Raw genomic sequence first — 24,095 nt, 5'->3', positions numbered from 1 at the left:
CTCCATTTATCAGGAGCGAGCCCATGTCCACGTCCCCCCCGACTTCGTCGACCGAGACGAATCAAAAAACACCGTTGCATAAAACGTTGGCAGCCGGAAAAAGCAGCATTCACGCTGCGTTTCTTGAGCAAACGTCTCCCGACTGGCTGATCAATGCGACACCCGCAAGGCGGGCAGAGCTGAAAGCAGCCCCCGCTCACCTGCCGCACTGGTATCAGGAGGCGTCGGTTGAACAAAAACAAATTCTGCAGGAAAGCTTCGCTGCCCGCTTCAAGGCACAAACCCGTCTGGATAAAACCATGTCGGCACTGCTTGACGTTGAAATATTCGCTGCCCGGCTGTTGGTGAAAGCGCTGAAGGAGCAGTTCGCAGTTGAGGTCGATGTCAACAAAACGCTGGTATGCCTGAAGCGGCCGCTCGAAATCAGCGTACTTGAAATAGATGTCGCAACATTCGACGTGTTGAAGCTCTCTTTGCTGCAGGCGGCGCTCCATAACTTCGAGGCGTCGGAGTGCGAGCACGGGGCTTTTCACGAGGAGTCGAGTTTTATCGTAGAAACAACAACCCCGGACACCTTTCAAGTGGTCGATCTCAACATCACGATCAGGCAGTTCCTGTCCCTGTGTCGCACGTTGGATATCGGCGCGCAATATCAGGTCTATGTAAAGGCGTTCTTCCATCCTTCGGATGCCGATAAGGAAGCGACGCTCCGCCAGCAGTTTATTGCCAGTCAGAAGGCAGCACTTTTGTCCGCGGCCGCGGTGGCGTTATTGAGGGTGGACATCGAACCAAATGATTACGAGATGATCCGTTCGCTCGTCGACGGCGAGATGGACCTTCGACTGGGCGGCAAGCAGGTATGGTTTTGTGATTTAGCCCTGATGAAGCGCAGGATGATTGGCTGCGCAGTGTTCCTTATCTCTGAAAAGTACCGCTACGGCACCGACGTCATTATTTATATTCCTGACGATCCTGTGCACCCGCTCAAGCGTTACCCGTTGAAGCAGATGAAAGCAGAACTCGAACGACGGTTCACTGCCCGGGATGCACAACCGCCCAAAGACGATGGCCCGACAAAATATCAGCGATTTTTCAGCCAGTTCGTAGCGTATTCCGATCGACCGTATTACGTCAGCCAGTTCACCAAAGTGGCTGCAGATTCTCCCACCGATTTCGTGCATTCCACCGGGTTTACGATTCTTCGCAATCTTCCACCGCTCTCGCCCTTCTTGTATATGAACGAGCTTCCTCCCGAGCGTCAGGTCAAGCGAGTGAGGGTTGAAAATCCCTATCTCGACCCTTCATGCCGGGTGCGCAAAGGTGACGGTTTGTGGTCTCTGAATACGGACTTCTGGACTTACCTCTTCGAACAGCACCGCGATAGGGTTATCGCCGACGCCCGTAGTCAGGCTGTCCCCACCGATGACGTCGATGCCAGAGTGCGGGCAGAAAGACTCAACCACTTGCTGGAAATCGGCATGCTGGGATTGAACCTCGTCTCAATGTTCGTGCCCGTACTCGGTGAGGTCATGATGATGGTGATGGTCGACCAACTCCTGTATGAGGCGTTTGAAGGTGTGATCGAGTGGAGTGAAGGGGACCGCACCGCCGCCAAGGCGCATCTGATCGATGTCGCGGAAAACCTCGCATTGATTGCCGTCATGGCCGGTGCCGGTAAAGGACTGGCCAGACTGACTGCCGTGGCGCCGGAGCCTGTGGTCGAGGGGCTGGAGCAAATTCAGGGGGGCGATGGCAAAAAACGTCTATGGAAACCAGACTTGAGTGCCTATGAGCAACAGATTGTGCTCGATGGCAACGCGGGTCCGGATGCATTGGGGCAGTATTCGCTCAACGGTAAAAGCTACATTCGGCAGGCGGGCAAGGTTTATGAAACGAGGTTTGATCCATCGCTGAAAAAGTGGCGTATCAAACATCCGGCCGACACCAGCCTCTGGCAACCGATACTCGAGCACAACGGCCACGGCGCCTGGCGTCATACGCTGGAGCGCCCGCTTGAGTGGGATCGTCTGACACTGTTGCGGCGCATTGGCCACACGACAGAATGCTTTGCCGACAAGCAGTTGCTCAAGATCGCGCAGGCCAATGGCATCGGCGACGATGCCCTGCGCAAGATGCACATGGACCATCTTCCTCCACCTCCCGATTTGATGGATGCATTGAGCTTGTCCGATCCCGATCCGCAGGTGATCGGTTTGGAGCAAGGCCCTGTCGCGATGCTGCGCCGTGTTTGTCCGGGGCTCGGTGAGTCCGCTGCAAAGCGGGTGTTGATGGACGCCGATGCCGAAGAGCTCACGCGGTTTCAAACCACCCGACGAGTGCCACTGAGAATGTTGGAGGAGGCGCGCTGGTATGCGCAGCAAGGACGGGTGAGCCGCGCCTTTGTCGATCTGAATCTCGGGGAAATAATCACTGCGGACAGTCAGTCGCTGGCATTGCATTCGCTGGAAAAATTACCGGGCTGGTCCAATGACGTACGACTGGAAATCCGCGAGGGCCACGTCGACGGTCCACTGATCGATGGCATCGGCGGGGAAACAGCTGTAACCCGTAAATATCTGGTGAAAAACGGCCCGGGCTTCCAGGCTTTTGACGAGCGGGGTGAGGCACTCAACAGCGTGCCGCGGGACGGCAACAACTTCTTCGCCTCGATCATGCACGCCTTGCCCGATGAGGCTCGGCAGGCTTTAGGCGTCCCGCATACGTGGCAAAGCGGTGATTTGCAAAAGGCAATGACCGATTGCGCCAGTGAGCACCGCGCGGAGTTGGCACAACGGCTGGAACAGCGAAAGGGCAACCCTCGCAGGTTCAAGCCGCCCGTGCGTGTGAAGGAGCGTGTCATGGGCTACTACGCCAGCGGACGTGGGCAAGGCGTGAATCCTTCACTGGTTTCGCGGGTCCAGGTTATCTATCCAGCGCTCACTGACGCCCAGGCCAATGGATTTATCCTGGAGCAACTGCGGGCAGGAAAAACCGACCCGCAGATTTATGGTCTGCTGCAGGCGCGTTTGCGTGAATGGGAGTTGCTGGAGTCGACACTCGACCAATGGGCTGGCGTAGCGTCGCCGGACACTGCCCTGCAATCAATGCTCGGAGGAAGGTCCTATGTCGCGCGAGCCATCAAACAATCCTGGCGCAACTCGCCACTGGCCGACTCACAGTTCATGAACAGTGCCCTCGATCTGACCTGTGATGATCCGCTTCCTGCGCTGTCGGCAGATTTTTCCCATGTGCGTCATCTACAAATTCGCGGGCAATGCATCAATGACAGCAATGCCAATGCGCTTTTGCAAAGCTTTCCTGGTTTGACAAACCTGAGAATAACCGCGACCGGCTATGAGTTCACCAATGTGCCCGAGGCGCTTGTCAGACTGGAAAATCTCAAAAGCTTGAGTCTGTACTCGGCGTCGCCTTTTGCAGCGGACATGCCGTCGAGGTTGAACGCACTGACCCGACTGGAGGCGTTGAGTGTCAGTGCGCCAATTTGGGGGCCAGAGGCATGGGACTTCAGTCGTTTGCGTCATCTGCGCCAGCTTCATCTCGGGGCTCCCTTGTTAGTGGAATGGCCTGCCGGGATACTTGAGCTGCCAAACCTTGAGCGCCTGAATCTCCGAGAGACCTCAATTCGAGCGCTTCCCGACGCCATCTATGAGGGGCATGAAAAACTGTGGTCGGGATTGTCGCTGGACTGGTCGAAAATCCCTCGCGAACACTTCAAGCCGGCTTACGAGTATGTCAAGAACCACCCGGATCACCTTGTCGATGTCGAGGAAATGGTCAGGGGATATTGCAAGGCGCAAGTCAGACGCCTGGCGCAGGGGATGAATGAGCCGGTCGAGGGTTTGTTCAATCAGTTCGCCGCACAATGGCTGGGAGAACAGGCAAGGTTTCAGGCAGTGGAGGCGTTAAGCGAGGAGTACAGCGTTCTCGACCGAAGTCTCAAGCGCTGGTCCCATCGTCTGTCTAACGACGCAGCACCCATGCCAACCCATGAGGCGGTGGGACGAAGCATGGCTGACATGTCCATCAGGGCCTGCTGGCGCAATGGCACATTTAAACGCTATGGCGCAATGGCCGATGCTTCGAGGCTCGATTTGTCAAATATGGGGCTGAGCGAGCTTCCAGATCTGCCGCAGGGTGTGTTCCCGCATGTAAAAACGCTGGATTTGAGAGGGATGAAAGCGCCTGTGGAGCAAGTCCGCCATTTTGTTCGAGCGTTTAGCGAGGTTGAAAAACTCGACCTCAGTGCTAACCAATTGACGGACCTGCCTATCGTACCGGGTGACTTTGCAAAACTGACGAATCTGGACCTCTCCAGTAACCAGATCGCGGTAGACACAGCCGTGCAACAACGTTTTGATGGCCTTCAAACGCTTGAATATCTGAACTTGCGCAACAACCCGCTGGACGCGTTGGACGTGTCCGCGATGACGCAGCTCAAAGCCCTGAGCCTTGAGAGTACGGGGCTGCTCGACTGGCCGATTGGGGTTCAGGATCTGCCGGAATTGACTTGGCTTGATGTGCGCAGCAGCAAAATATCTTCACTGCCCAGCGCGGGCTTGTCCGATGACATGTTGCTCAAAACCAATCTGGCGAACGCGCCGCTGGATGCGCAAGCCAGGACAGCCCTGAACTCAGCCCGCCAGCGATTCGAGAATGCCAGGGGATTGCCGCTCGGCACGCTGGAACGCTTCGCTCAAAGGGATGCGCTTCCAGGTTTTCCTCCCGTTTTTCCACCGACAGAAAGCGGGCTCACCATCGCACTGGATCTGTTGCCCCTGCCGCAAATACCTGTCGGTGAAGGCGTCGCGAACCTTGCCAAGCGCCTGCAGCGGATAAAACCGGCACTTGCGCAAGATGAGGCCTTGCAATGGGTCGAGCAGGCGCGTGCAAGTGCGGCCACTGACGCGCAGATCAGCGACCAGATAGGCGAATGGGAGCAGTCGTTCGAAACGCTGACACGACAATTGAATGGCTGGCTGTTTACGCGGGAGATCAATGGCCGGCGCTGGAAGATTTCGTCGGCCAATCGCAGGCTGGCTTCGCTACGAATCCTTGATTGTTGGAGCGAAGGACTGATCGGCGATAGGGGTGTTGTAAACCCTGCGTTGAGTCTCGATGGCTTACAACTGGGCGATCTTCCTGAATTGCCTGCGGTGTTCGCCCATGTACAACGTTGGATTTGACCGGTGCAAGACTCTCTGCACAAGGCTCCGACGGGTTTCTGAAGGCCTTTGTCGAACTCAAGGCATTGGCGCTCGCTGGCAATGATCTCGAGGCGATGCCCGAAGCGATCAAGAGTATGGCGCGTCTTGAACGGCTTGATCTTTCAGACAATCAATTCGATGACCCCGAGGTTTTGTACGCTTCGCTCAATCGCCTGGAAAACCTGCAATGGTTGAATCTGGGCTACAACAATCTGGGCCATTTCAATGCTGGCACGCTTGCGCGGTTGGAGACGCTGGATATACGAAACAATCAACTGAGCGAGTGGCCGGAAGGAGTGCTCGATAGCGATCGCCTCAGAGTGCTGAATCTGAGTGGCAATGACATCACGACCATTCCTTCGGCCGCCCTGGACGGTACCCATGAGGTGCTGATATCCGGCACAGACTTGAGCGACAACTACAATTTGTCGCGTGAGAGCCTGGAGGAACTCAGGGATTACTGTGAGACGGGTTCGCACGCTACAGCGTTGGGTTTCTCACGCGCTGAACTCGATGAGATGCTCGAGGTCATTTCCAATGACGGTGCCAGTGAAACTGAAAGCATGCAGTCCGACGAAGACCTTGCCGACTCGCAGCCCGATGTCGAACAACTGTCGCCATGGCTGGCGAATGCCTCGAAAGAGGAGATGGCAACGAGAACCGAGACCTGGAATCGACTGCTGGCGGAGCCGGACAATGCCGCTTTCTTCCACCTGCTTGCAGTCTTGCCGGATACTCGTGAATTCAGAGTGGCGAATGCCGATTTGACCCGAAGGGTGTGGGCCGTCATGGAAGCTGCCGAAAGCAACACCGAGCTTCGCACGACGCTGTTCGCCAATGCCGCCACCCACGGTACTTGTGTCGACGGCCGGATTCTCAGTTTCAGTGTCCTGGAAAGCAAAGTATTCCTGCATAACGCGTTGCTCGATCTTCCTGCCGGGCTGGCGGCAAAGGGCCGGGCATTACTGAAACTGTCCAGGCAGATGTTCCGCTTGGACAGGATCGATCTGAAGGCGATAGAAATCGCCAAGAAAACCCACTTCGATCAGGCACAAGTCCGTCTGGGCTACCGAATCGGCCTGACAAGTGGCTGGAGTGACGGCCTGGAGCTGCCGGGACAACCCGGCCACATGACCTATGCCTCGGGTGTTACTCCAAAAGACCTGGCTGACGTTCGTCGTGAAGTCATGGATGCCGAACGATCCGACCTGTTTTTTCAGGACCTTATCCAGCGTGACTATTGGGAGGACTATCTAAAGGAAAAGTATCCGGAGGCGTTAAGGGAATTCGATGAGGTGGAGGAGCCGGAGGAGGGTGACTTCAACCTGGAGGAGGCTCAGCATCGGTATAACGAACGTCAGTTCGCGCGCAGCTTGAGGATGATCGACCTGTCTCGGCAGGAGACCGAAGCGATTGAACATCCCAGTGTGATAGCGCCGCAGCCGGGTCCTTCACACAGCTGATTGCTACTGTCGATAACCTTTGCAGCGCCGGGTTGCCCGACGCTGCAAAGTTGTTTTATCGACTGTCTCAGTTGTCGTAACCGAGGTTCGGCGCCAGCCAACGCTCGGTCACGCTCAATTCCTGACCTTTACGCGATGTGTAGCTCTGCACCTGATCCTTGTCGACCTTGCCCACGGCGAAGTATTGCGCCTGCGGGTGAGCGAAATACCAACCGCTGACCGCCGCTGCCGGGAACATCGCGTAGTGCTCGGTGAGGAACACACCGCTGCGGCCGGCGCGCATTTCCTGGGCTTCAGGATCGAGCAGGGCGAACAGTTGGGCTTTTTCGGTGTGATCCGGGCACGCCGGGTAACCTGGAGCAGGGCGGATACCGGTGTACTGCTCTTTGATCAGCGCCTCGTTATCGAGCGTTTCGTCTTTCGCGTAGCCCCAATGTTCTTTACGCACCTGCTGGTGCAGCCACTCGGCGCACGCCTCGGCCAAGCGGTCGGCCAGGGCCTTGACCATGATCGAGTTGTAATCGTCGCCAGCGTCCTGGTAGGCCTTGGCCACTTCTTCGGCGCCGATGCCGGCGGTGGTGATGAACCCACCGACGTAGTCGGTCACTTCGCTGTCCTTCGGTGCGACAAAGTCGGCCAGGGAGAAGTTTGGCTTGCCGTCGGTCTTGATGATCTGTTGGCGCAAGTGATGAAGCTTGGCCATTGGCTTGCCGTCGTCGCCGTACAGCTCGATGTCGTCGTCGTGTACCTGATTGGCCGGCCAGAAACCGAACACCGCACGGGCGCTGATCAGTTTCTCGTCGATCAGTTTGGTCAGCATCTCCCGAGCGTCTTTATAGAGTGAAGTTGCGGCTTCACCGACGACTTCGTCTTCGAGGATGCGCGGGAATTTACCGGCCAGGTCCCAGGAGATGAAGAACGGCGTCCAGTCGATGTACTCGGCCAGAACGTTGAGGTCGATGTTGTCCAGCACTCGGGTACCGGTAAAGGTCGGTTTGACCGGCGTGTAGCTGGCCCAATCGAACTGCGGCTTCTTGGCGATGGCCGCGCCGTAGCTCAGGCGTTCGGTGCGGGCGCTGCGGTTGGCGGTGCGCTCGCGGACGTCGATGTATTCCAGGCGGGTTTTCTCGACGAAACCGGCCTTGAGTTCCTTGGACAGCAACTGGGTCGCGACACCCACGGCGCGTGAGGCGTCGGTGACGTAGATCACCGCGTCATTGCTGTACTTGGGTTCGATCTTCACCGCTGTGTGCGCTTTGGAGGTGGTCGCGCCACCGATCATCAACGGCAGGTGGAAGTCCTGGCGCTGCATCTCGCGGGCCACATGCACCATTTCATCCAGCGACGGAGTGATCAGGCCGGACAGGCCGATGATGTCGCACTTCTGCTCTTTGGCCACTTGCAGGATCTTTTCTGCCGGGACCATCACGCCGAGGTCGACGATGTCGTAGCCGTTGCAACCGAGCACCACGCCGACGATGTTCTTGCCGATGTCGTGCACGTCGCCTTTCACCGTGGCCATGAGAATCTTGCCCTTGGCTTCCGGCTTGTCGCCTTTTTCCAGTTCGATGAACGGGATCAGGTGCGCCACGGCCTGTTTCATTACGCGGGCGGATTTCACCACCTGGGGCAGGAACATTTTACCGGCGCCGAACAGGTCGCCGACGATGTTCATGCCGGACATCAGCGGGCCTTCGATCACTTCGATCGGACGGGCGAACGACTGACGGGATTCTTCGGTGTCCTCGACGATGTGCGTGGTGATGCCCTTGACCAGCGCATGTTCCAGGCGCTTGTTGACGTCCCAGCTGCGCCACTCTTCGGTCTCGGCTTCCTTGACGCTACCGTCGCCCTTGTACTTGTCGGCGATGGCGAGGAGGGCGTCGGTGCCTTCCGGCGTGCGGTTGAGGATCACGTCTTCCACGGCGTCGCGCAGTTCCACCGGGATCTGGTCGTAGATCTCCAGCTGACCGGCGTTGACGATGCCCATGGTCAGCCCTGAGCGGATTGCGTACAGCAGGAACACCGAGTGGATCGCTTCACGCACCGGGTTGTTGCCACGGAACGAGAACGACACGTTGGACACGCCACCCGAGGTCAGCGCATACGGCAGCTCGTCGCGGATGTAAGCGCAGGCGTTAATGAAGTCGACGGCGTAGTTGTTGTGTTCTTCGATGCCGGTGGCGACGGCGAAGATGTTCGGGTCGAAGATGATGTCTTCCGGCGGGAAGCCCACGTCGTTGACCAGAATGTCGTAGGAACGTTTGCAGATTTCTTTCTTGCGCGCTTCGGTGTCGGCCTGGCCGGCTTCGTCGAAGGCCATCACCACCACGGCGGCGCCGTAGCGCTTGCACAGTTTGGCGTGGTGAATGAACTGCTCGACGCCTTCTTTCATGCTGATCGAGTTGACGATGCCCTTGCCCTGGATGCACTTGAGGCCGGCTTCAATCACTTCCCACTTGGAGGAGTCGATCATGATCGGTACGCGGGAGATGTCCGGTTCACCGGCGATCAGATTGAGGAAGGTCACCATGGCCTTCTTCGAATCGAGCATCCCTTCGTCCATGTTGATGTCGATCACTTGGGCACCGGCCTCGACCTGTTGCAGGGCGACTTCCAGGGCTTCGGTGTAGTTGTCTTCGCGAATCAGACGGGCGAACTTGGCGGAACCGGTGATGTTGGTCCGCTCGCCGACGTTGACGAACAGCGAGTTGCGATCGATCGTGAACGGCTCCAGGCCCGAGAGGCGGCAAGCCTTCGGGATGTCCGGAATCTGGCGCGGTGCGTAACCGGCCACGGCGTTGGCGATGGCTTCGATGTGGCCCGGCGTGGTGCCGCAGCATCCGCCGACGATGTTCAGGAAGCCGCTTTGGGCGAACTCTTCGATGACCTTGGCGGTTTGCGACGGCAGTTCGTCGTACTCACCGAACTCGTTCGGCAGGCCGGCGTTGGGGTGCGCGGAAACGTGGGTGTTGGCCTTGTTCGACAGTTCTTCGAGGTACGGGCGCAGTTCGCTGGCGCCGAGGGCGCAGTTCAGGCCGACCGAGATCGGCTTGGCGTGGGCCACGGAGTTCCAGAACGCTTCGGTGGTCTGGCCCGACAGCGTGCGGCCCGAGGCATCGGTGATGGTGCCGGAAATCATGATCGGCAACTCGATGCCCAATTCTTCGAACACGCCTTGCACGGCGAAGATCGCTGCCTTGGCGTTCAGGGTATCGAAGATGGTTTCGATCAGGATCAGGTCGGCGCCGCCCTCGATCAGGCCTTTGGTGGACTCGGTGTAGTTTTCCACCAGCTCATCGAAGGTCACGTTGCGGAAGCCGGGGTTGTTCACGTCCGGGGACAGCGAGCAGGTACGGCTGGTCGGGCCAAGCACGCCGGCGACGAAGCGTGGTTTATCCGGGGTTTCGAGGGTCTTGGCGTCGGCCACTTTGCGGGCCAGGCGTGCGCCTTCTACGTTCAACTCATACGCCAGGCCCTGCATGCCGTAGTCGGCCAGGGAAATCTGGGTGGCGTTGAAGGTGTTGGTTTCCAGAATGTCCGCACCGGCATCCAGGTAGGCTTTTTCGATGCCGCCAATCACGTCCGGGCGCGTCAGCACCAACAGGTCGTTGTTGCCTTTGACATCGCTTGGCCAGTCGGCGAAGCGTTTGCCACGGTAATCCTGTTCCTCGAGCTTGTAGCTCTGGATCATCGTGCCCATGCCGCCATCGAGAATCAGGATGCGCTCTTTGAGGGCGTGCTTGAGAGCTTGAAGGCGAACACTGCGATCGGACATTTGGACTACTCGGAAAGACCATTACGAAGGGCCGGGATCATAACAAACTTGTGCGCTTTTAGAGCATGACCGGGTTTAGCATGAATATCGCTCATGTTGAGGGGGACGCCAGCGCTGTAGAATCGCGGCGTTTTTTAAAGGATCGGGATCAGGGACATGTCGTATCGCTTCGTCATCAGCGCTGTGCTGTTGTTTTCAAGCTGGGGCGCTGCGGCGCAGGGATCGGCGATTTCCTACAGTCGCGACATCCAACCGATCTTCACCGAAAAGTGCGTGGCCTGCCACGCCTGCAATGATGCGGCCTGCCAGCTCAATCTCGGCAGTGGCGAAGGCGCGGCGCGCGGGGCGACGAAAATCCCGGTCTATGATGGCGACCGCAGCAAAGCGCAGGCACCGACACGGCTGTTTCTGGACGCCTCCGGAAAAACCGCCTGGCAGCAAAAAGGCTTCTATTCGGTGCTCGACGCGCAGGGCAGTCAGGCGGCACTGATGGCGCGCATGCTTGAACTGGGCCACAGAACCCCTTTGCAGCCCAACGCCAAACTGCCGCAAGACATCGTCCTGGGCCTGAACCGGGAAAACATGTGCGCCATGCCGGCGGAATTTGACGGTTATGCCCAAAAACATCCCAAAGAAGGTATGCCACTGGCGGTGACCGGCCTGACCCTTCAGCAATACCAGACGCTGCAACGCTGGCTGGCCTCCGGTGCACCCATCGATGAGCAGGGCCTGGTCCCCAGCGCCAAAGAAGCGTTGCAAGTGGTGCAGTGGGAAAAACTGCTGAACTCGCCCGGCGCCAAGGAGAGTCTGGTGGGGCGCTGGCTGTACGAGCACTGGTTCCTTGCGCATCTCTATTTCAAGGATGGCGAGCCCGGGCATTTCTTCCAGTGGGTGCGTTCGCGCACACCGACCGGCCAGCCGATCGACCTGATCAACACCCGTCGCCCGAACGACGATCCGGGTACCGAGTTTTACTACCGTTTGTGGCCGGTGCAGGGCGTGATCGTGCACAAGACCCACATCAGCTATCCGCTGAGTGCGGCGCAAATGGCCCGGGTTAAAAGCCTGTTCTACAACGGCAGCTGGCAGGTCAACGCTTTACCGGGTTATGGGCCGCAGAGCCGGGCCAATCCGTTTGCCACATTTGAGGCGATCCCGGCCCAGGCGCGTTATCAGTTCATGCTCGATAACGCCGAATACTTCGTTCGGACCTTTATTCGCGGGCCGGTGTGCCGCGGCCAGATCGCCACGGACGTGATCCGCGACAACTTCTGGGCGCTGTTCCAGGCGCCGGAGCACGACCTGTATGTCACCGATCCGAATTACCGCGGCCAGGCTACGCCACTGCTGGCGATGCCGGGGCAGAACGATGACGTCGGCAGTGTCCTGAGCCTGTGGCACGACTACCGCGACAAGCGAAACGAATACGAGGCCTTGCGCCGCGACAGTTATGCCGATGAGCCAGCGCCGAGCTGGTCGACGCTGTGGGCCGGCAACGACAACGCGCTGCTGAGCATTTTCCGTCATTTCGACAGCGCCTCGGTGACCAAAGGCCTGATTGGCGAAGTACCGCAAACGATGTGGCTGTTCGACTATCCGCTTCTGGAGCGCACCTACTACCAGTTGGCCGTTAATTTCGATGTGTTCGGCAACGTTTCCCATCAAGCCCAGACGCGCCTGTATTTCGACCTGATCCGCAACGGTGCGGAGCAGAACTTCCTGCGTTTGATGCCTGCTGATTCTCGCGATGGTTACCTTAATGACTGGTATCAGAACAGCGGCCAACTGAAGTTGTGGATGGACTACGAGTCCATCGACAACGACAAGCCGACCGCACTGAAGCTTGACGAGGCAGATCCCAAGCGCGATTTCGCCAGGCAATTGCTGGCCCGTTATGGCGACCTTAATGCGCAGCCCGATCCCATCAACCGCTGCGAGGGGGCCTATTGCTCCCGACCAAACATCGATCCGGAATTGCAGGGCGCTGAGCAAGCCTTCAGCCGCTTGGCATCGCGCCCGGCAGCCGGGTTGAAAGTCATTGATCAGTTGCCCGAAGCCACAATGCTGCGCGTCGAGACGGCGAGCGGTAAACGTGTGGTCTACAGCCTGTTGCGCAACCGCGCGCACAGCAACGTGGCGTTCATGATGGGCGAATCGAGGCGCTATCAACCGGGGCTCGATACCTTGACCATTTTCCCGGGTGTGCTCAGCAGCTATCCGAACTTCATGTTCAACATTCCGGCCGATCAAGTGCCTGAGTTTGTGGACGCGATGGAAGGCGCAAAAGACGCTGCCAGTTTCGAGAAAATCGTCGAACGTTGGGGCATTCGTCGCAGTCATCCGCAATTCTGGCAGTATTTTCATGATTCCAGCCGCTATATCCACGAGACCGATCCGGTGGAAGAGGGCGTGCTGGACATGAATCGCTACGAGAACCTTTGATCCACCACAATCCCCGTAGGAGCTGGCTTGCCAGCGATGAGGGCAAGACATTCAATATAAATGTCAACTGACCTGACGCCTTCGCCGGCAAGCCAGCTCCTACAGGGTATGAAAAGATCTTTTCCTGACAAAAATACTAGGACTTTGTCCGGCGCGTTGATTGGCGTAAACTGCGCGCAAGCCTGCGAGGAGTTTCCATGACCGCTATTACCATCACTGACGCCGCCCACGATTACCTGGCTGATCTGCTCTCCAAGCAGAACACCCCGGGCATCGGCATCCGCGTCTTCATTACCCAGCCCGGCACCCAGTACGCCGAAACCTGCATTGCCTATTGCAAGCCGGGCGAAGAAAAACCCGAAGACACCGCGCTGGGGCTAAAAAGCTTCACCGCCTACATCGATTCGTTCAGCGAAGCTTTCCTGGATGACGCGGTCGTCGATTACGCCACCGACCGCATGGGCGGCCAGTTGACCATCAAGGCGCCAAACGCCAAAGTCCCGATGGTCAACGCCGACAGCCCGGTCAACGAGCGCATCAATTATTACCTGCAAACCGAGATCAACCCGGGGCTGGCCAGCCACGGCGGTCAGGTCAGCCTGATCGATGTGGTCGAGGACGGCATCGCCGTTCTGCAGTTCGGCGGCGGTTGCCAGGGCTGCGGCCAGGCCGACGTGACGCTGAAGGAAGGCATCGAGCGCACCTTGCTCGAGCGTATCCCGGAGCTCAAAGGTGTTCGGGACGTGACCGACCACACGCAGAAAGAAAACGCCTACTACTAAGTAAGGTGTTCGCTGCGGCATAAAAAAAACGGCGCTGTGGCGAGGGAGCTTGCTCCCGCTCGACTGCGAAGCAGTCGCAAGACAGTCAGTGCATTTTCCCGTGATGAATGTATTGACTGATGTTGGGACCGCTTCGCGGTCCAGCGGGAGCAAGCTCCCTCGCCACAGGTGCTTTCAGGGCCTGTAGAGATGCGCATGCCCCGCACGATACAGCGATGACTCGCTGAAGTGATCACTGCCCAACACCCGTCCAACCAGAATCAACGCCGTACGCCGAAACCCCTTCGCTTCGACCTTCTCGACAATATCTGCCAGCGTCCCAACCACCCAATCCTGATCCGGCCAACTCGCTCGGTGCACCACCGCAATCGGGCAATCCGCGCCGTAATGCGGCACGAGTTCCTCGACGATCTTTGTCAGATGATTAACCCCCAAATGAATCGCCATGGTCGCGCCATGCTGCGCCAGGCTGGAGAACTCTTCGCCCGGTGGCATGGCGGTCTTGTCGGCGTAGCGGGTCAGGATCACGCTTTGTGACACGTCCGGCAGGGTCAACTCCGCGCCCAGGAGTGCCGCGCAGGCGGCTGTTGCGGTGACGCCGGGCACGATTTCAAAAGGAATGTCGAGCTCACGCAAGTAGCGAATCTGCTCGCCAATCGCGCCATACAGGCTCGGATCGCCGGAGTGCACGCGTGCCACATCCTGACCGTTGGCATCGGCAGCTTTAATCAGCTCGATGATCTGTTCCAAGTGGAGTTCGGCGCTGTTGACCACCTGTTCGGCACAATGACCTTCCAGCACCGCAGCGGGCACCAGTGAACCGGCGTAGATGATCACCGGGCAGCTGCGAATCAGTCGTTGGCCTTTGACGGTGATCAGTTCGGGGTCGCCGGGACCAGCGCCAATAAAGTAGACGGTCATCGTCGGTTCCTGTGGGGAAAAGGGGCTGAACAGGGCTTCAGATGAAGAATGTTCATGATCGAGAGCGGGGATTATCGGTGTTTTCAGGCCGCGCCGGCCAATGCCAGGGTTGCCTGGGCATACTTTTGTCGCGGGATCAGCAGTTTTGCCGGGCCTTGGGCCAGTTGTTCAGCCAGAGCCAGCGCGGCGCTTTCCGCCACCCCGTAGCAACCGGTGCGTTCAAAGGCAATTTGCGATTGATGACTGAGTTGCGGTTCATAAGCGGCCAGCTGTTCACTGCTGAAATACTTTAATTCCAGGCCAAGCTGCTGTGCCAGCTCAATCAACGCAGGTTCGTCGCGCTTCAAATCGATGCTGGCCAGCGCCTTGATTTGATGACGTGCAATCTGGTGCGCCGCCAACGCTTGGTCGAGCAGCGCCAGCAACGTGCTGACGGGGCAGCCGCGCTGGCAACCCAGGCCGACTACAAACGTCGGCGCTGCGCTGTTTTCAGTCATGCGTGGTATTGACCATCGCTTTTGCGGCGGAACAACCAGGCGCTGATCAGGCCCAGGGCCAGCCAGAACGCAACGTTGGTCAACTGCGAAGCGATGTTGAACTGGGCTGCCAGCGCCTCTGGCGCAAGCATCGAATGCACTTCCGGTTGCGGTGCGCCAATCACATGGGGAACGGCGAGAATCGCCACACCCAGGACTTTCATCAGCCAGTGACGGCCGAAGACGATGAGGGCGATACCGACAGCCGTAGAAGCCGCAGTGCCGATCCACCACATCTGCCGTTGCGCCAGATCAGCCGCCGCTGTACCCGGCAGTTCCGGCGGCAGGCCGAGCGTCGGGGCAAGCACGAAGGTGGCATAACCGGCCAGGCCCCAGAGCAGGCCCTGTGACGTTTTGGTCGGTGCGCGCAAGGTGTACAGGCCCGCCAGCATCAGGGCGAAACCGACAGCCACCACCAGATTGCCGCCGGTGGTCGACAGCACGCGTTGCCAACCGTCTTCGGGTTCCCACGCTTCGGCATTGTGAGTGTGCGCGGCGACGGCGCCCTCGGTGTGCGCATGTTCGTGGACTTCAACAGCGACCGGTTCGGATTTTTCGTAGGTCTCGGCCTGCTGAATCAGCGGTGAGACCCAGAAGCTTTGCAGCAGGGTCAGCAGCAGGGCCGCCAGCAGACCGGTGAAACCTGCGGTTTGGGCAATACGCTTGATCATGTCGGCAGGTCTCAATGGCACGGGAACGCGGCGCTGTGACGGGTATCGTGCGCGGCATTGTGGACCGCTTCGATGTGCGAGAAACCGGCGAAATACACAAGGCAGGCACCGAGGATCGACGCGCAGATGGCTGCGGTCAGACGTTGGGTCAGGGTTGAAGTGCTGCTCGCGCTGGTGTGTTCGGCACTGCTGATGATCGACATGGCATTTCCCTCTAGTCTGTCAGCGGGGAATAAGGGCGCATGCAAAACCCCGCACGAACGGGCGCGCAGGGTTCAAACAGCGCCCGCCCACCGCGGGTTTGTTGTTCAGTGGCCGTACTGGTCACTTTGTGTTGCGGGCCGGTCTCCGGGCTCACGAGGGGCGCAAGGCATTTGCCTGAACCTGCAAGCATCACCTTCCCATGCCACATTGGCACAGTGGATCTGACGCTTCGCTCGCTTACCGTTGCGGGGGCAGCACCGGACTGACATGGCTTTAGAGTAAAGCACATGATTCACCGGTTTCCCGTTTCACCCTGTGAAGGGCACCCGTAACAAGGCGTGTAGGAGAGCATGGGCGAGGCGTTGGCGTCAATTGGCAGCGGTTCTTGTTTGGGCTTTGCACAAAACCCTGTGGCGAGGGGGCTTGCCCCCGTCGGGCTGCGAAGCGACCCCTTACATTTTTACAGACACACCTCTACTCAGAATCTGCGACGGCTTCGCCGCCGAACGGGGGCAAGCCCCCTCGCCACAGGGATCGCAAGCATTGACCCGCCCCAATACGATGCGTAGCCTTGCGCATTCGAGGTTCTTCGGCATTTGTCGAAGCTAAGAAGGGAACGCGGTCAATGCCGCGGCTGCCCCCGCAACTGTGAACGGTGATGTTCGCTGCCACGCCACTGCAGGCTCAACCTTGAGCCCGCGGGAAGGCGCAGCGAATGCCTGGCCCCAAGGCCGGCACACCGTCAGCCAGGAGACCTGCCTCGATACAGATTCTCACTACAACCGGGCGGGGTGATCCGGTGGCGAACGCTTCCGGCGCGTGTGCGCGTGGCCGGTTCTCGTCCCGTATGCCCGCCACCAAAGCCAAAGGGCATCCGATGAAAACACTGGCCAAACTTCCCGTCACCATCGTCACCGGTTTCCTCGGCTCGGGCAAAACCACCTTGCTGCGGCACATGCTCGACAACGCTCAGGGTCGCCGCATCGCGGTGATCGTCAACGAGTTCGGCGAGTTGGGTATCGACGGCGAAATCCTCAAACAGTGCTCCATCGGTTGCACCGAAGAAGAAGCCAACGGCCGCGTCTACGAATTGGCCAACGGCTGCCTGTGCTGCACCGTCCAGGAAGAATTCTTCCCGGTGATGCGCGAACTGGTCGCCCGTCGCGGCGATCTTGATCACATCCTCATCGAAACCTCGGGCCTGGCCCTGCCAAAACCGCTGGTGCAAGCCTTCCAGTGGCCGGAAATCCGCAGCGCCTGCACCGTCGACGCGGTGATCACCGTGGTCGATAGCCCGGCCGTCGCGGCTGGCACGTTCGCCGCGTTCCCGGATCAGGTCGACGCCCAGCGCAAACTCGATCCGAACCTGGACCACGAATCGCCGCTGCACGAACTGTTTGCAGACCAATTGGCCAGCGCCGACCTGGTGATCCTCAACAAAGCCGACCTGATCAACCCGCAAGACCTGGCCCGCGTGCGCGCGGAAGTCGCCGAAGAGCTGCCGCCCGCAGTGAAAATCATCGAAGCCAGCAGCGGTCGTTTGCCGCTGGACGTGCTGATCGGCCTCGGCGCCGGTTCCGAAGAACACATCGACAGCCGTCACAGCCACCACGATCACCATCACGACGGCGATGATCATGACGACCACGATCACGACGCCTTCGATTCGATCTCCATCGAACTGCCGCAAGCGGACGAAAGCCTGCTGATGGATGCGCTGACCCAACTGGTGGTTCAGCACGGCATCTTGCGCGTCAAAGGTTTCGCTGCGATCCCGAACAAACCGATGCGCCTGCTGATCCAGGGCGTGGGCACGCGTTTCGACAAGCACTTCGATCGCCAGTGGGGCGCCGACGAGGCTCGCACCACGCGCTTGGTGCTGATCGGTCAGGCGCTGGATGCTGCGACTCTCGAAGCGCAATTGCGCGCCGCGCTCAGCGTATAACCCATGCACCTGCTCAGGACCCAGCCCGGCGGTTTTGTGTCGGAAGACAACATTGCCGACCTCGGACAAACCCCCGCCGAACTGGTGATCCTGTGCAGCGGCGACTCCAGCCTGGCGCTGCTCGCCGAAGCGGCGCAGCAGTTGCCCGATGACTACCCAAGCGTGCGCCTGGCCAACCCGATGCAGGTGCAAAATCATGCCTCGGTGGATCTGTACGTCGATGAAGTGCTGCGTCACGCCAAGGTGATTCTGATTTCATTGCACGGCGGCATTGCCTACTGGCGATACGGTATCGGGCGCTTGGTTGAACTGTCGCAGCGCGGCGTGCAGTTGATTCTGGTACCGGGCGATGATCGGCCGGATCCGGAACTCAGTGACCTGAGCACCGTGACCCCTGAAGACCGCGACCGGCTCTGGCATTTCCTGCGCCAGGGCGGCATGGCCAATGCGCTGGAGCTGTTTCGCTGCCTGGCCAGTCGCTGGCTGGGTCGCGATTACCCTTGGTCCGAACCGCAGACGCTGCCGCGCACAGCGATCTATCACCCGAAAAAAAGCCCGGCCACTCTGAGCGATTGGCATGCCGACTGGCAGCCTGATCAACCGGTGGCGGCGGTGCTGTTTTATCGCTCGCATTTACAGGCGGCGAACACCGGTTTCATCGATGTTTTCTGCCAGCGCTTGCAGGCCGCGGGGTTGAACCCGTTGCCGATTGCGCTGGCCAGTTTGAAAGAGCCCGGTTGCCTCTCGGTGGTCGAGGACTGGCTGGATGAAGTCGAGGCCGGGGTGATTTTGAACACCACCGGTTTCGCCCAATCCAGCCCTGAAGCGCCGCACCTGCGGCCGTTTCGCCGCAATATCCCGGTGATCCAGGCGATTTGCGCCCAGGACAATGAACCGGGCTGGCGCGCCAGCGAACAAGGCCTTGGCCCGCGGGATCTGGCGATGCACATTGCGTTGCCGGAACTGGACGGGCGCATCATCAGTCGGCCGATCAGCTTCAAGGATCTGGCGTGGCGCAGCGAGCGCAGCCAATCGGATGTGGTCTGCTATCGGCCTGCACCCGAGCGCATGGATTTCGTCGCCGAACTGGCGCGGCGCTGGATCGATCTGGCGCGGGTGCCGAACAGTGAGAAACGCATCGCGCTGATTCTGGCCAATTACCCGACTCGCGACGGTCGCATCGGTAACGGCGTGGGGCTCGATACCCCGGCCGCTGCGCTGAACATCCTGCGCGCACTGCACACCAACGGTTATCCGCTACCGTCCGAACTGCCGGACAGCGGCACTGCGCTGATCCAGCAATTGCTTGGCGGCGTCAGCAACGACCTGGACACCCTCGACCAGCGCCCATGCCAGCAAAGCCTGGCGATGGATGATTACTGGCAGATGTTCAACGCGCTGCCGCAGGCCAATCGTCAGGCAGTGCTGGAGCGTTGGGGTACACCCGATACCGACCCGATGTGCCGCCATGGCCGGATGATGATCGCGGGTCTACGTTTCGGCCTGACCTTCGTCGGCATTCAACCGGCGCGGGGCTATCAAGTCGATCCGAGCGCGGTGTATCACGACCCGGATCTGGTGCCGCCCCACGCTTACCTGGCGTTCTACTTCTGGCTGCGCAATACCTACGGCGCTCACGGCGTGATCCATGTCGGCAAGCACGGCAACCTCGAATGGCTGCCGGGCAAAGGTGTGGGACTGTCGGAAAACTGCTGGCCGGATGCGTTACTCGGACCGATGCCGAACATCTATCCTTTTATCGTCAACGATCCGGGCGAGGGTGCCCAGGCCAAACGTCGCACCCAAGCGGTGATCATCGATCACCTGATGCCGCCACTGACCCGCGCCGAAACCTATGGCCCGCTGCGCAATCTTGAGTTGCTGGCCGACGAATATTACGAAGCGCAACTGCTCGACCCACGACGCGCCCGTGAGTTGCAACGGGACATTCTGCAACTGGTGCGCGACACCCACATCGACCGTGAATTGCAGTTGGATGAAAAACTCGACAGCGATGCCGATGCGGCCATCTGGTTGCCGCGACTGGACACCTATCTGTGTGACTTGAAGGAATCGCAGATTCGCGACGGACTGCATGTGTTCGGCGAGTCGCCGACCGGTCGATTGCGCATCGATACGTTGCTGGCGCTGCTGCGCATCCCAAGGGGCGATGGCCGTGGCGCGCAATCGAGTCTGTTGCGGGCGCTGGCCAAGGCATTCGGACTGGGGTTCGATCCGCTTGATTGTGCCTTGGCCGAGCCGTGGACCGGGCCGCGGCCGATTGAATTGAAAACAGTTTGTGAAGAAACCTGGCGCACGGCGGGCGATACCCGCGAACGCCTGGAGTTATTCGCCACACAGTTGATTTCGGACGCATTGAATAGCCCCTGTGGGAGCGAGCCTGCTCGCGATGGTGTGTCAGTCGACACTAGTTCCTCTGATACACCATCGCGAGCAGGCTCGCTCCTACAAGGGGAGGCGTGGAGCGAGGTGCGAGCCATTCTCGACGGTTTGCGTGACGTCATCGCCCCGCGTCTGGACGCCTGCGGTCCCGCAGAAATGCGCGGCCTGCTCGACGCCCTGGGTGGTCGCTTCGTTCCGGCCGGCCCCAGCGGCGCACCGAGTCGCGGTCGGCTGGACGTGCTGCCCACCGGGCGCAATTTCTATTCGGTGGACGTGCGCAACCTGCCGACCACCACCGCGTGGCGCATCGGCTTCCAGTCGGCCAACCTGATTCTTGAACGTCATCTGCAAGATCACGGCGATCATTTGCGTCAGCTCGGTTTGTCGGTCTGGGGCACGGCGACCATGCGTACCGGCGGCGACGACATCGCCCAGGCCATGGCGCTGATGGGCGTGCGCCCGGTGTGGGCCACCGGCAGCCAGCGGGTCGACGATTTCGAGATTCTGCCGCTGAGCCTGCTGGACCGTCCTCGGGTCGACGTGACGCTGCGGGTTTCAGGTTTTTTTCGTGACGCCTTCGCCAACCTGATCCGCCTGTTCGACGCGGCTGTGCAAGCGGTCGCGGAACTGGACGAGCCGGACGATCTCAACCCGTTGGCCGCCAAAGTGCGCGCCGAACGAGCATCGCTGTTGCACGCGGGGCTGGACGAAGAAGCGGCGCGGCGTCAGGCCGGTTGGCGTATTTTCGGTGCCAAGCCGGGGGCCTACGGCGCAGGCGTGCAGGGCGCGATTGACGGGCGTCTGTGGCAAAGCCGCGAGGATCTGGCCGAGGTTTATTTGAACTGGGGCGGCTACGCTTACGGCGGTTCCGACGAAGGCACTGCCGCCCGCGATCAGTTCGCCCAACGGCTCGGCCAGGTTCAAGCGGTGCTGCAAAACCAGGACAACCGCGAACACGATTTGCTCGATTCCAACGATTACTACCAGTTCCAGGGCGGCATGCTCGCGGCGGTCGAAAGCCTTAGCGGCGCCGCGGCGGCCAGCTATCATGGCGATCACAGTCAACCGGACCTGCCGAAAATCCGCACCTTGAAGGAAGAGCTGAACCGGGTGATCCGTTCCCGGGCGGCGAACCCGAAGTGGCTCGACGGCGTCAGGCGTCACGGCTACAAAGGTGCGTTTGAGATGGCGGCGACGGTCGATAACCTGTTCGCTTTCGATGCGACCACGCAATTGATCGACGATCACCAGTACGCGTTGTTGGCCGATGCGTATCTGCTTGATCCGGCAACCCGTGATTTTGTTCGCGAACACAACCCTCATGCCTTGCGCGACATGACCGAGCGGATGCTCGAAGCGCAGCAACGCGGGATGTGGAAGGAGCCCGGCGACTACCGTGAGGCACTGGAAAACCTGCTGCTGGATATAGAAGAAGATGGCTGACGCATAGACGCGGATAAACGCAACCCTGTGGCGAGGGAGCTTGCTCGCGCTGGGACGCGAAGCGGCCCCGGTTTTTTGCAGTCACATCAAAAAGACTGTATTGCGACTGCTGCGCAGCCGAGCGGGAGCAAGCTCCCTCGCCACAGACATTGAGTGTGTTCTTGAGATTGTTTTTCGCTCCCCGACCATGACCGAGTAATGAAAATGACCGACACCCCGCATTTCCCACTCTCCGCCGTGGTCGGCGCCGACGATTTGAAGCTCGCGCTGTGCCTCACCGCCATCGACCCGAAAATCGGCGGCGTGCTGATTGAAGGCCCGCGTGGGATGGCCAAATCGACCCTGGCCCGTGGCCTCGCAGACCTGCTGGCCAGCGGTCAGTTTGTCACCTTGCCCCTGGGCGCGACCGAAGAACGGCTGGTGGGCACGCTCGACCTCGACGCCGCGTTGAGCGAAGGTCGCGCACAGTTTTCTCCCGGTGTTCTGGCCAAGGCTGACGGCGGCGTGCTCTATGTCGACGAGGTCAATCTGTTGCCCGATCACCTTGTTGATCTGCTGCTCGATGTGGCGGCCAGCGGCACCAACCTGATCGAGCGCGATGGCATCTCCCATCGGCATTCGGCGAAGTTTGTGCTGATCGGCACCATGAATCCGGAAGAGGGCGAATTGCGTCCGCAGTTGCTCGACCGCTTCGGATTGAACGTGGCGCTCGCCGGTCACACCGCACCGACCGAGCGGGGGCAGATCATCCGGCGGCGTCTGGATTTCGACAGCGATCCCCAAGGTTTCTGCGCCGCATGGGAAGTCCAGCAAGCGACGCTGCGTGAACGTTGCCAAGCGGCACGCAGCGCATTAGCGAATATTCCCCTCGACGATGCCGCGTTGGGACAGATCACCGAACGCTGCTTTGCCGCGGGGGTCGATGGCTTGCGCGCTGATCTGGTTTGGCTGCGCGCCGCTCGCGCCCATACGGCCTGGCGCGGAGCAGACGCGATCACCGAGGACGATATCGATGCGGTCGCCGAGTTCGCCTTGCGCCATCGTCGTCGCGAGCATTCAGCGCCTGCACCACAAAACGCTCATACCCCACAGTCGTCCGCGCCAGACACCAACACGAACGAAGGGCAGGGCCAATGGGGTGAAATGCCCGCTCAATCATTACCGGTCGGCCCCCGGCGTGAAGTGCCGAGCTGGCCAAAAAAGCCTTAGGCATTCGCCCTCGTTCTGACGCGGGGGCGAATGCCAGACCTCGCGCCGGACGGCTGGACCATGGCAAACAAGGCAAGCGTCACGCCGCTCTAAGTGGCTCGGTCAATTGGCCGGGTACTTTGCTCAACGGCCGGCCACGTCAGCGCGATGAGCTGTTGTTCCATCTGCGTACCCGTTCACCCCATGAGCTGTGGCTGGTGATTGTCGACGCCTCGGCCTCGACCCGTCGCCATCAGGCATTGAGTGACGCCAAAGGTTTGCTGGCGCAATTGCTCGATGACGCCTATCGCCAACGTGCGCGCCTGGCACTGCTGACCGCCAGCGGTGCCACGCCAAAGTGGCAGGTGCAGGGTTTGAAAGCATCGACGAGTTTGCGCGGTTGGCTTGATGGGTTGGGTGCGGGTGGCGGGACGCCGTTATTGGCCGCGTTGGGTGAGGCGGGGCACTGGCTGGCAGCGCGGCAGAAGCGCTTTCCGGCGGAACAGCAACGGTTGTTGCTGGTGACGGATGGGCGATTGAAGGACTGGCCGATTCTGTCGGAGCTGGCGTGTCCGGGGTTGTTGATTGATATCGAGCGTGGGCCAATTCGGCTGGGGCGCAGCAAGGTGTTGGCGGCGCAGTTGCAGGCTGAATACCGGCATATCGATGAGCTGCTTCAGGGCTGAGTTGGAGGTTGCCTGCACTGGCCTCATCGCGAGCAAGCTTGCTCCTACAGGTTTAGTGCCGTGCGAATAATTTGTGTTCGACGCAAAACCTGTAGGAGCTGGCTTGCCAGCGATGGCGGTCTGTCAGTCAACATCGATGTTGGATGGTCTGGCCTCATCGCGAGCAAGCTTGCTCCTACAGGTTGGGTGCCGTGCGAATAATTTGTGTTCGACGCAAAAACTGTAGGAGCTGGCTTGCCAGCGATGGCGGTCTGTCAGTCAACATTGATGTTGGATGTACCGGCCTCATCGCGAGCAAGCTTGCTCCTACAGGTTTAGTGCCGTGCGAATAATTTGTGTTCGACGCAAAAACTGTAGGAGCTGGCTTGCCAGCGATGGCGGTCTGTCAGTCAACATCGATGTTGGATG

Annotated in this window: 13 protein-coding genes and 2 riboswitches; of the genes, 8 read left to right on the top strand and 5 right to left on the bottom strand. The window is 59.7% G+C overall.

Features of this window, described 5'->3' with window-relative positions:
- Nucleotides 1-23: 23 nt before the first annotated feature.
- Complete coding sequence (locus CKW15_RS02245; protein ID WP_256583049.1) at nucleotides 24-5,204, top strand: leucine-rich repeat domain-containing protein; 5,181 nt, start codon at nucleotides 24-26, stop codon at nucleotides 5,202-5,204.
- On the top strand, nucleotides 5,195-6,688 hold the full coding sequence (locus CKW15_RS28625) for an NEL-type E3 ubiquitin ligase domain-containing protein (RefSeq protein WP_256583048.1): 1,494 nt from the start codon (nucleotides 5,195-5,197) through the stop codon (nucleotides 6,686-6,688). Before CKW15_RS02245 ends, CKW15_RS28625 begins: the two co-directional genes overlap by 10 nt.
- Nucleotides 6,689-6,755: 67 nt before the next feature.
- Here CKW15_RS28625 and metH read toward each other — a convergent pair whose 3' ends face one another.
- Nucleotides 6,756-10,466, bottom strand: coding sequence for a methionine synthase (gene metH / locus CKW15_RS02240; RefSeq protein ID WP_095151475.1), 3,711 nt, complete (start codon nucleotides 10,464-10,466; stop codon nucleotides 6,756-6,758).
- A 156-nt stretch (nucleotides 10,467-10,622) separates the two neighbouring features.
- Between metH and CKW15_RS02235 the strand changes: the two genes are divergently transcribed.
- A complete protein-coding gene (locus CKW15_RS02235; protein WP_095151474.1) occupies nucleotides 10,623-12,908 on the top strand; it encodes a fatty acid cis/trans isomerase in 2,286 nt (761 codons plus the stop codon).
- 197 nt (nucleotides 12,909-13,105) lie between these two features.
- Nucleotides 13,106-13,690: a Fe-S biogenesis protein NfuA gene (gene nfuA, locus CKW15_RS02230; protein ID WP_003225494.1), complete on the top strand. Its 585-nt coding sequence runs from the start codon at nucleotides 13,106-13,108 to the stop codon at nucleotides 13,688-13,690.
- A gap of 174 nt (nucleotides 13,691-13,864) precedes the next feature.
- On the opposite strand, the gene cobM is transcribed toward nfuA, so the two are convergent.
- The 4 genes from cobM to CKW15_RS02210 form a co-directional block, all read right to left on the bottom strand.
- Nucleotides 13,865-14,611: a precorrin-4 C(11)-methyltransferase gene (cobM, locus tag CKW15_RS02225; RefSeq protein WP_095058562.1), complete on the bottom strand. Its 747-nt coding sequence runs from the start codon at nucleotides 14,609-14,611 to the stop codon at nucleotides 13,865-13,867.
- A gap of 83 nt (nucleotides 14,612-14,694) precedes the next feature.
- A complete protein-coding gene (locus CKW15_RS02220; protein WP_095058563.1) occupies nucleotides 14,695-15,108 on the bottom strand; it encodes a cobalamin biosynthesis protein in 414 nt (137 codons plus the stop codon).
- Nucleotides 15,105-15,818: a CbtA family protein gene (locus CKW15_RS02215; protein WP_095058564.1), complete on the bottom strand. Its 714-nt coding sequence runs from the start codon at nucleotides 15,816-15,818 to the stop codon at nucleotides 15,105-15,107. Before CKW15_RS02215 ends, CKW15_RS02220 begins: the two co-directional genes overlap by 4 nt.
- An 11-nt stretch (nucleotides 15,819-15,829) precedes the next feature.
- Complete coding sequence (locus CKW15_RS02210; protein WP_095058565.1) at nucleotides 15,830-16,021, bottom strand: CbtB-domain containing protein; 192 nt, start codon at nucleotides 16,019-16,021, stop codon at nucleotides 15,830-15,832.
- A gap of 118 nt (nucleotides 16,022-16,139) precedes the next feature.
- A riboswitch (cobalamin riboswitch) is annotated at nucleotides 16,140-16,367 on the bottom strand.
- Between the two features lie 220 nt (nucleotides 16,368-16,587).
- A riboswitch (cobalamin riboswitch) is annotated at nucleotides 16,588-16,800 on the top strand.
- A gap of 99 nt (nucleotides 16,801-16,899) precedes the next feature.
- On the opposite strand from CKW15_RS02210, the gene cobW reads away from it, so the two are divergent.
- The 4 genes from cobW to CKW15_RS02190 all read left to right on the top strand — a co-directional run bounded on the left by cobW (nucleotide 16,900) and on the right by CKW15_RS02190 (nucleotide 23,687).
- Nucleotides 16,900-17,967: a cobalamin biosynthesis protein CobW gene (cobW, locus tag CKW15_RS02205; RefSeq protein WP_095058576.1), complete on the top strand. Its 1,068-nt coding sequence runs from the start codon at nucleotides 16,900-16,902 to the stop codon at nucleotides 17,965-17,967.
- 3 nt (nucleotides 17,968-17,970) lie between these two features.
- Entirely contained in the window at nucleotides 17,971-21,813 is a 3,843-nt protein-coding gene (gene cobN, locus CKW15_RS02200) for a cobaltochelatase subunit CobN (RefSeq protein ID WP_095151473.1), read from the top strand.
- A gap of 204 nt (nucleotides 21,814-22,017) precedes the next feature.
- Nucleotides 22,018-23,022, top strand: coding sequence for an ATP-binding protein (locus tag CKW15_RS02195; protein WP_095151649.1), 1,005 nt, complete (start codon nucleotides 22,018-22,020; stop codon nucleotides 23,020-23,022).
- A 119-nt stretch (nucleotides 23,023-23,141) separates the two neighbouring features.
- The gene (locus CKW15_RS02190; RefSeq protein WP_177408815.1) at nucleotides 23,142-23,687 is read left to right on the top strand and encodes a VWA domain-containing protein; all 546 of its coding nucleotides are present in this window, start codon (nucleotides 23,142-23,144) and stop codon (nucleotides 23,685-23,687) included.
- Nucleotides 23,688-24,095 lie beyond the last annotated feature (408 nt).

This window comes from Pseudomonas sp. Irchel s3b5 (genome assembly GCF_900187435.1).
GTDB lineage: Bacteria > Pseudomonadota > Gammaproteobacteria > Pseudomonadales > Pseudomonadaceae > Aquipseudomonas.
Note: the sequence above shows the minus strand (reverse complement) of the source record. Positions and strands in the feature narration are given on the sequence as shown.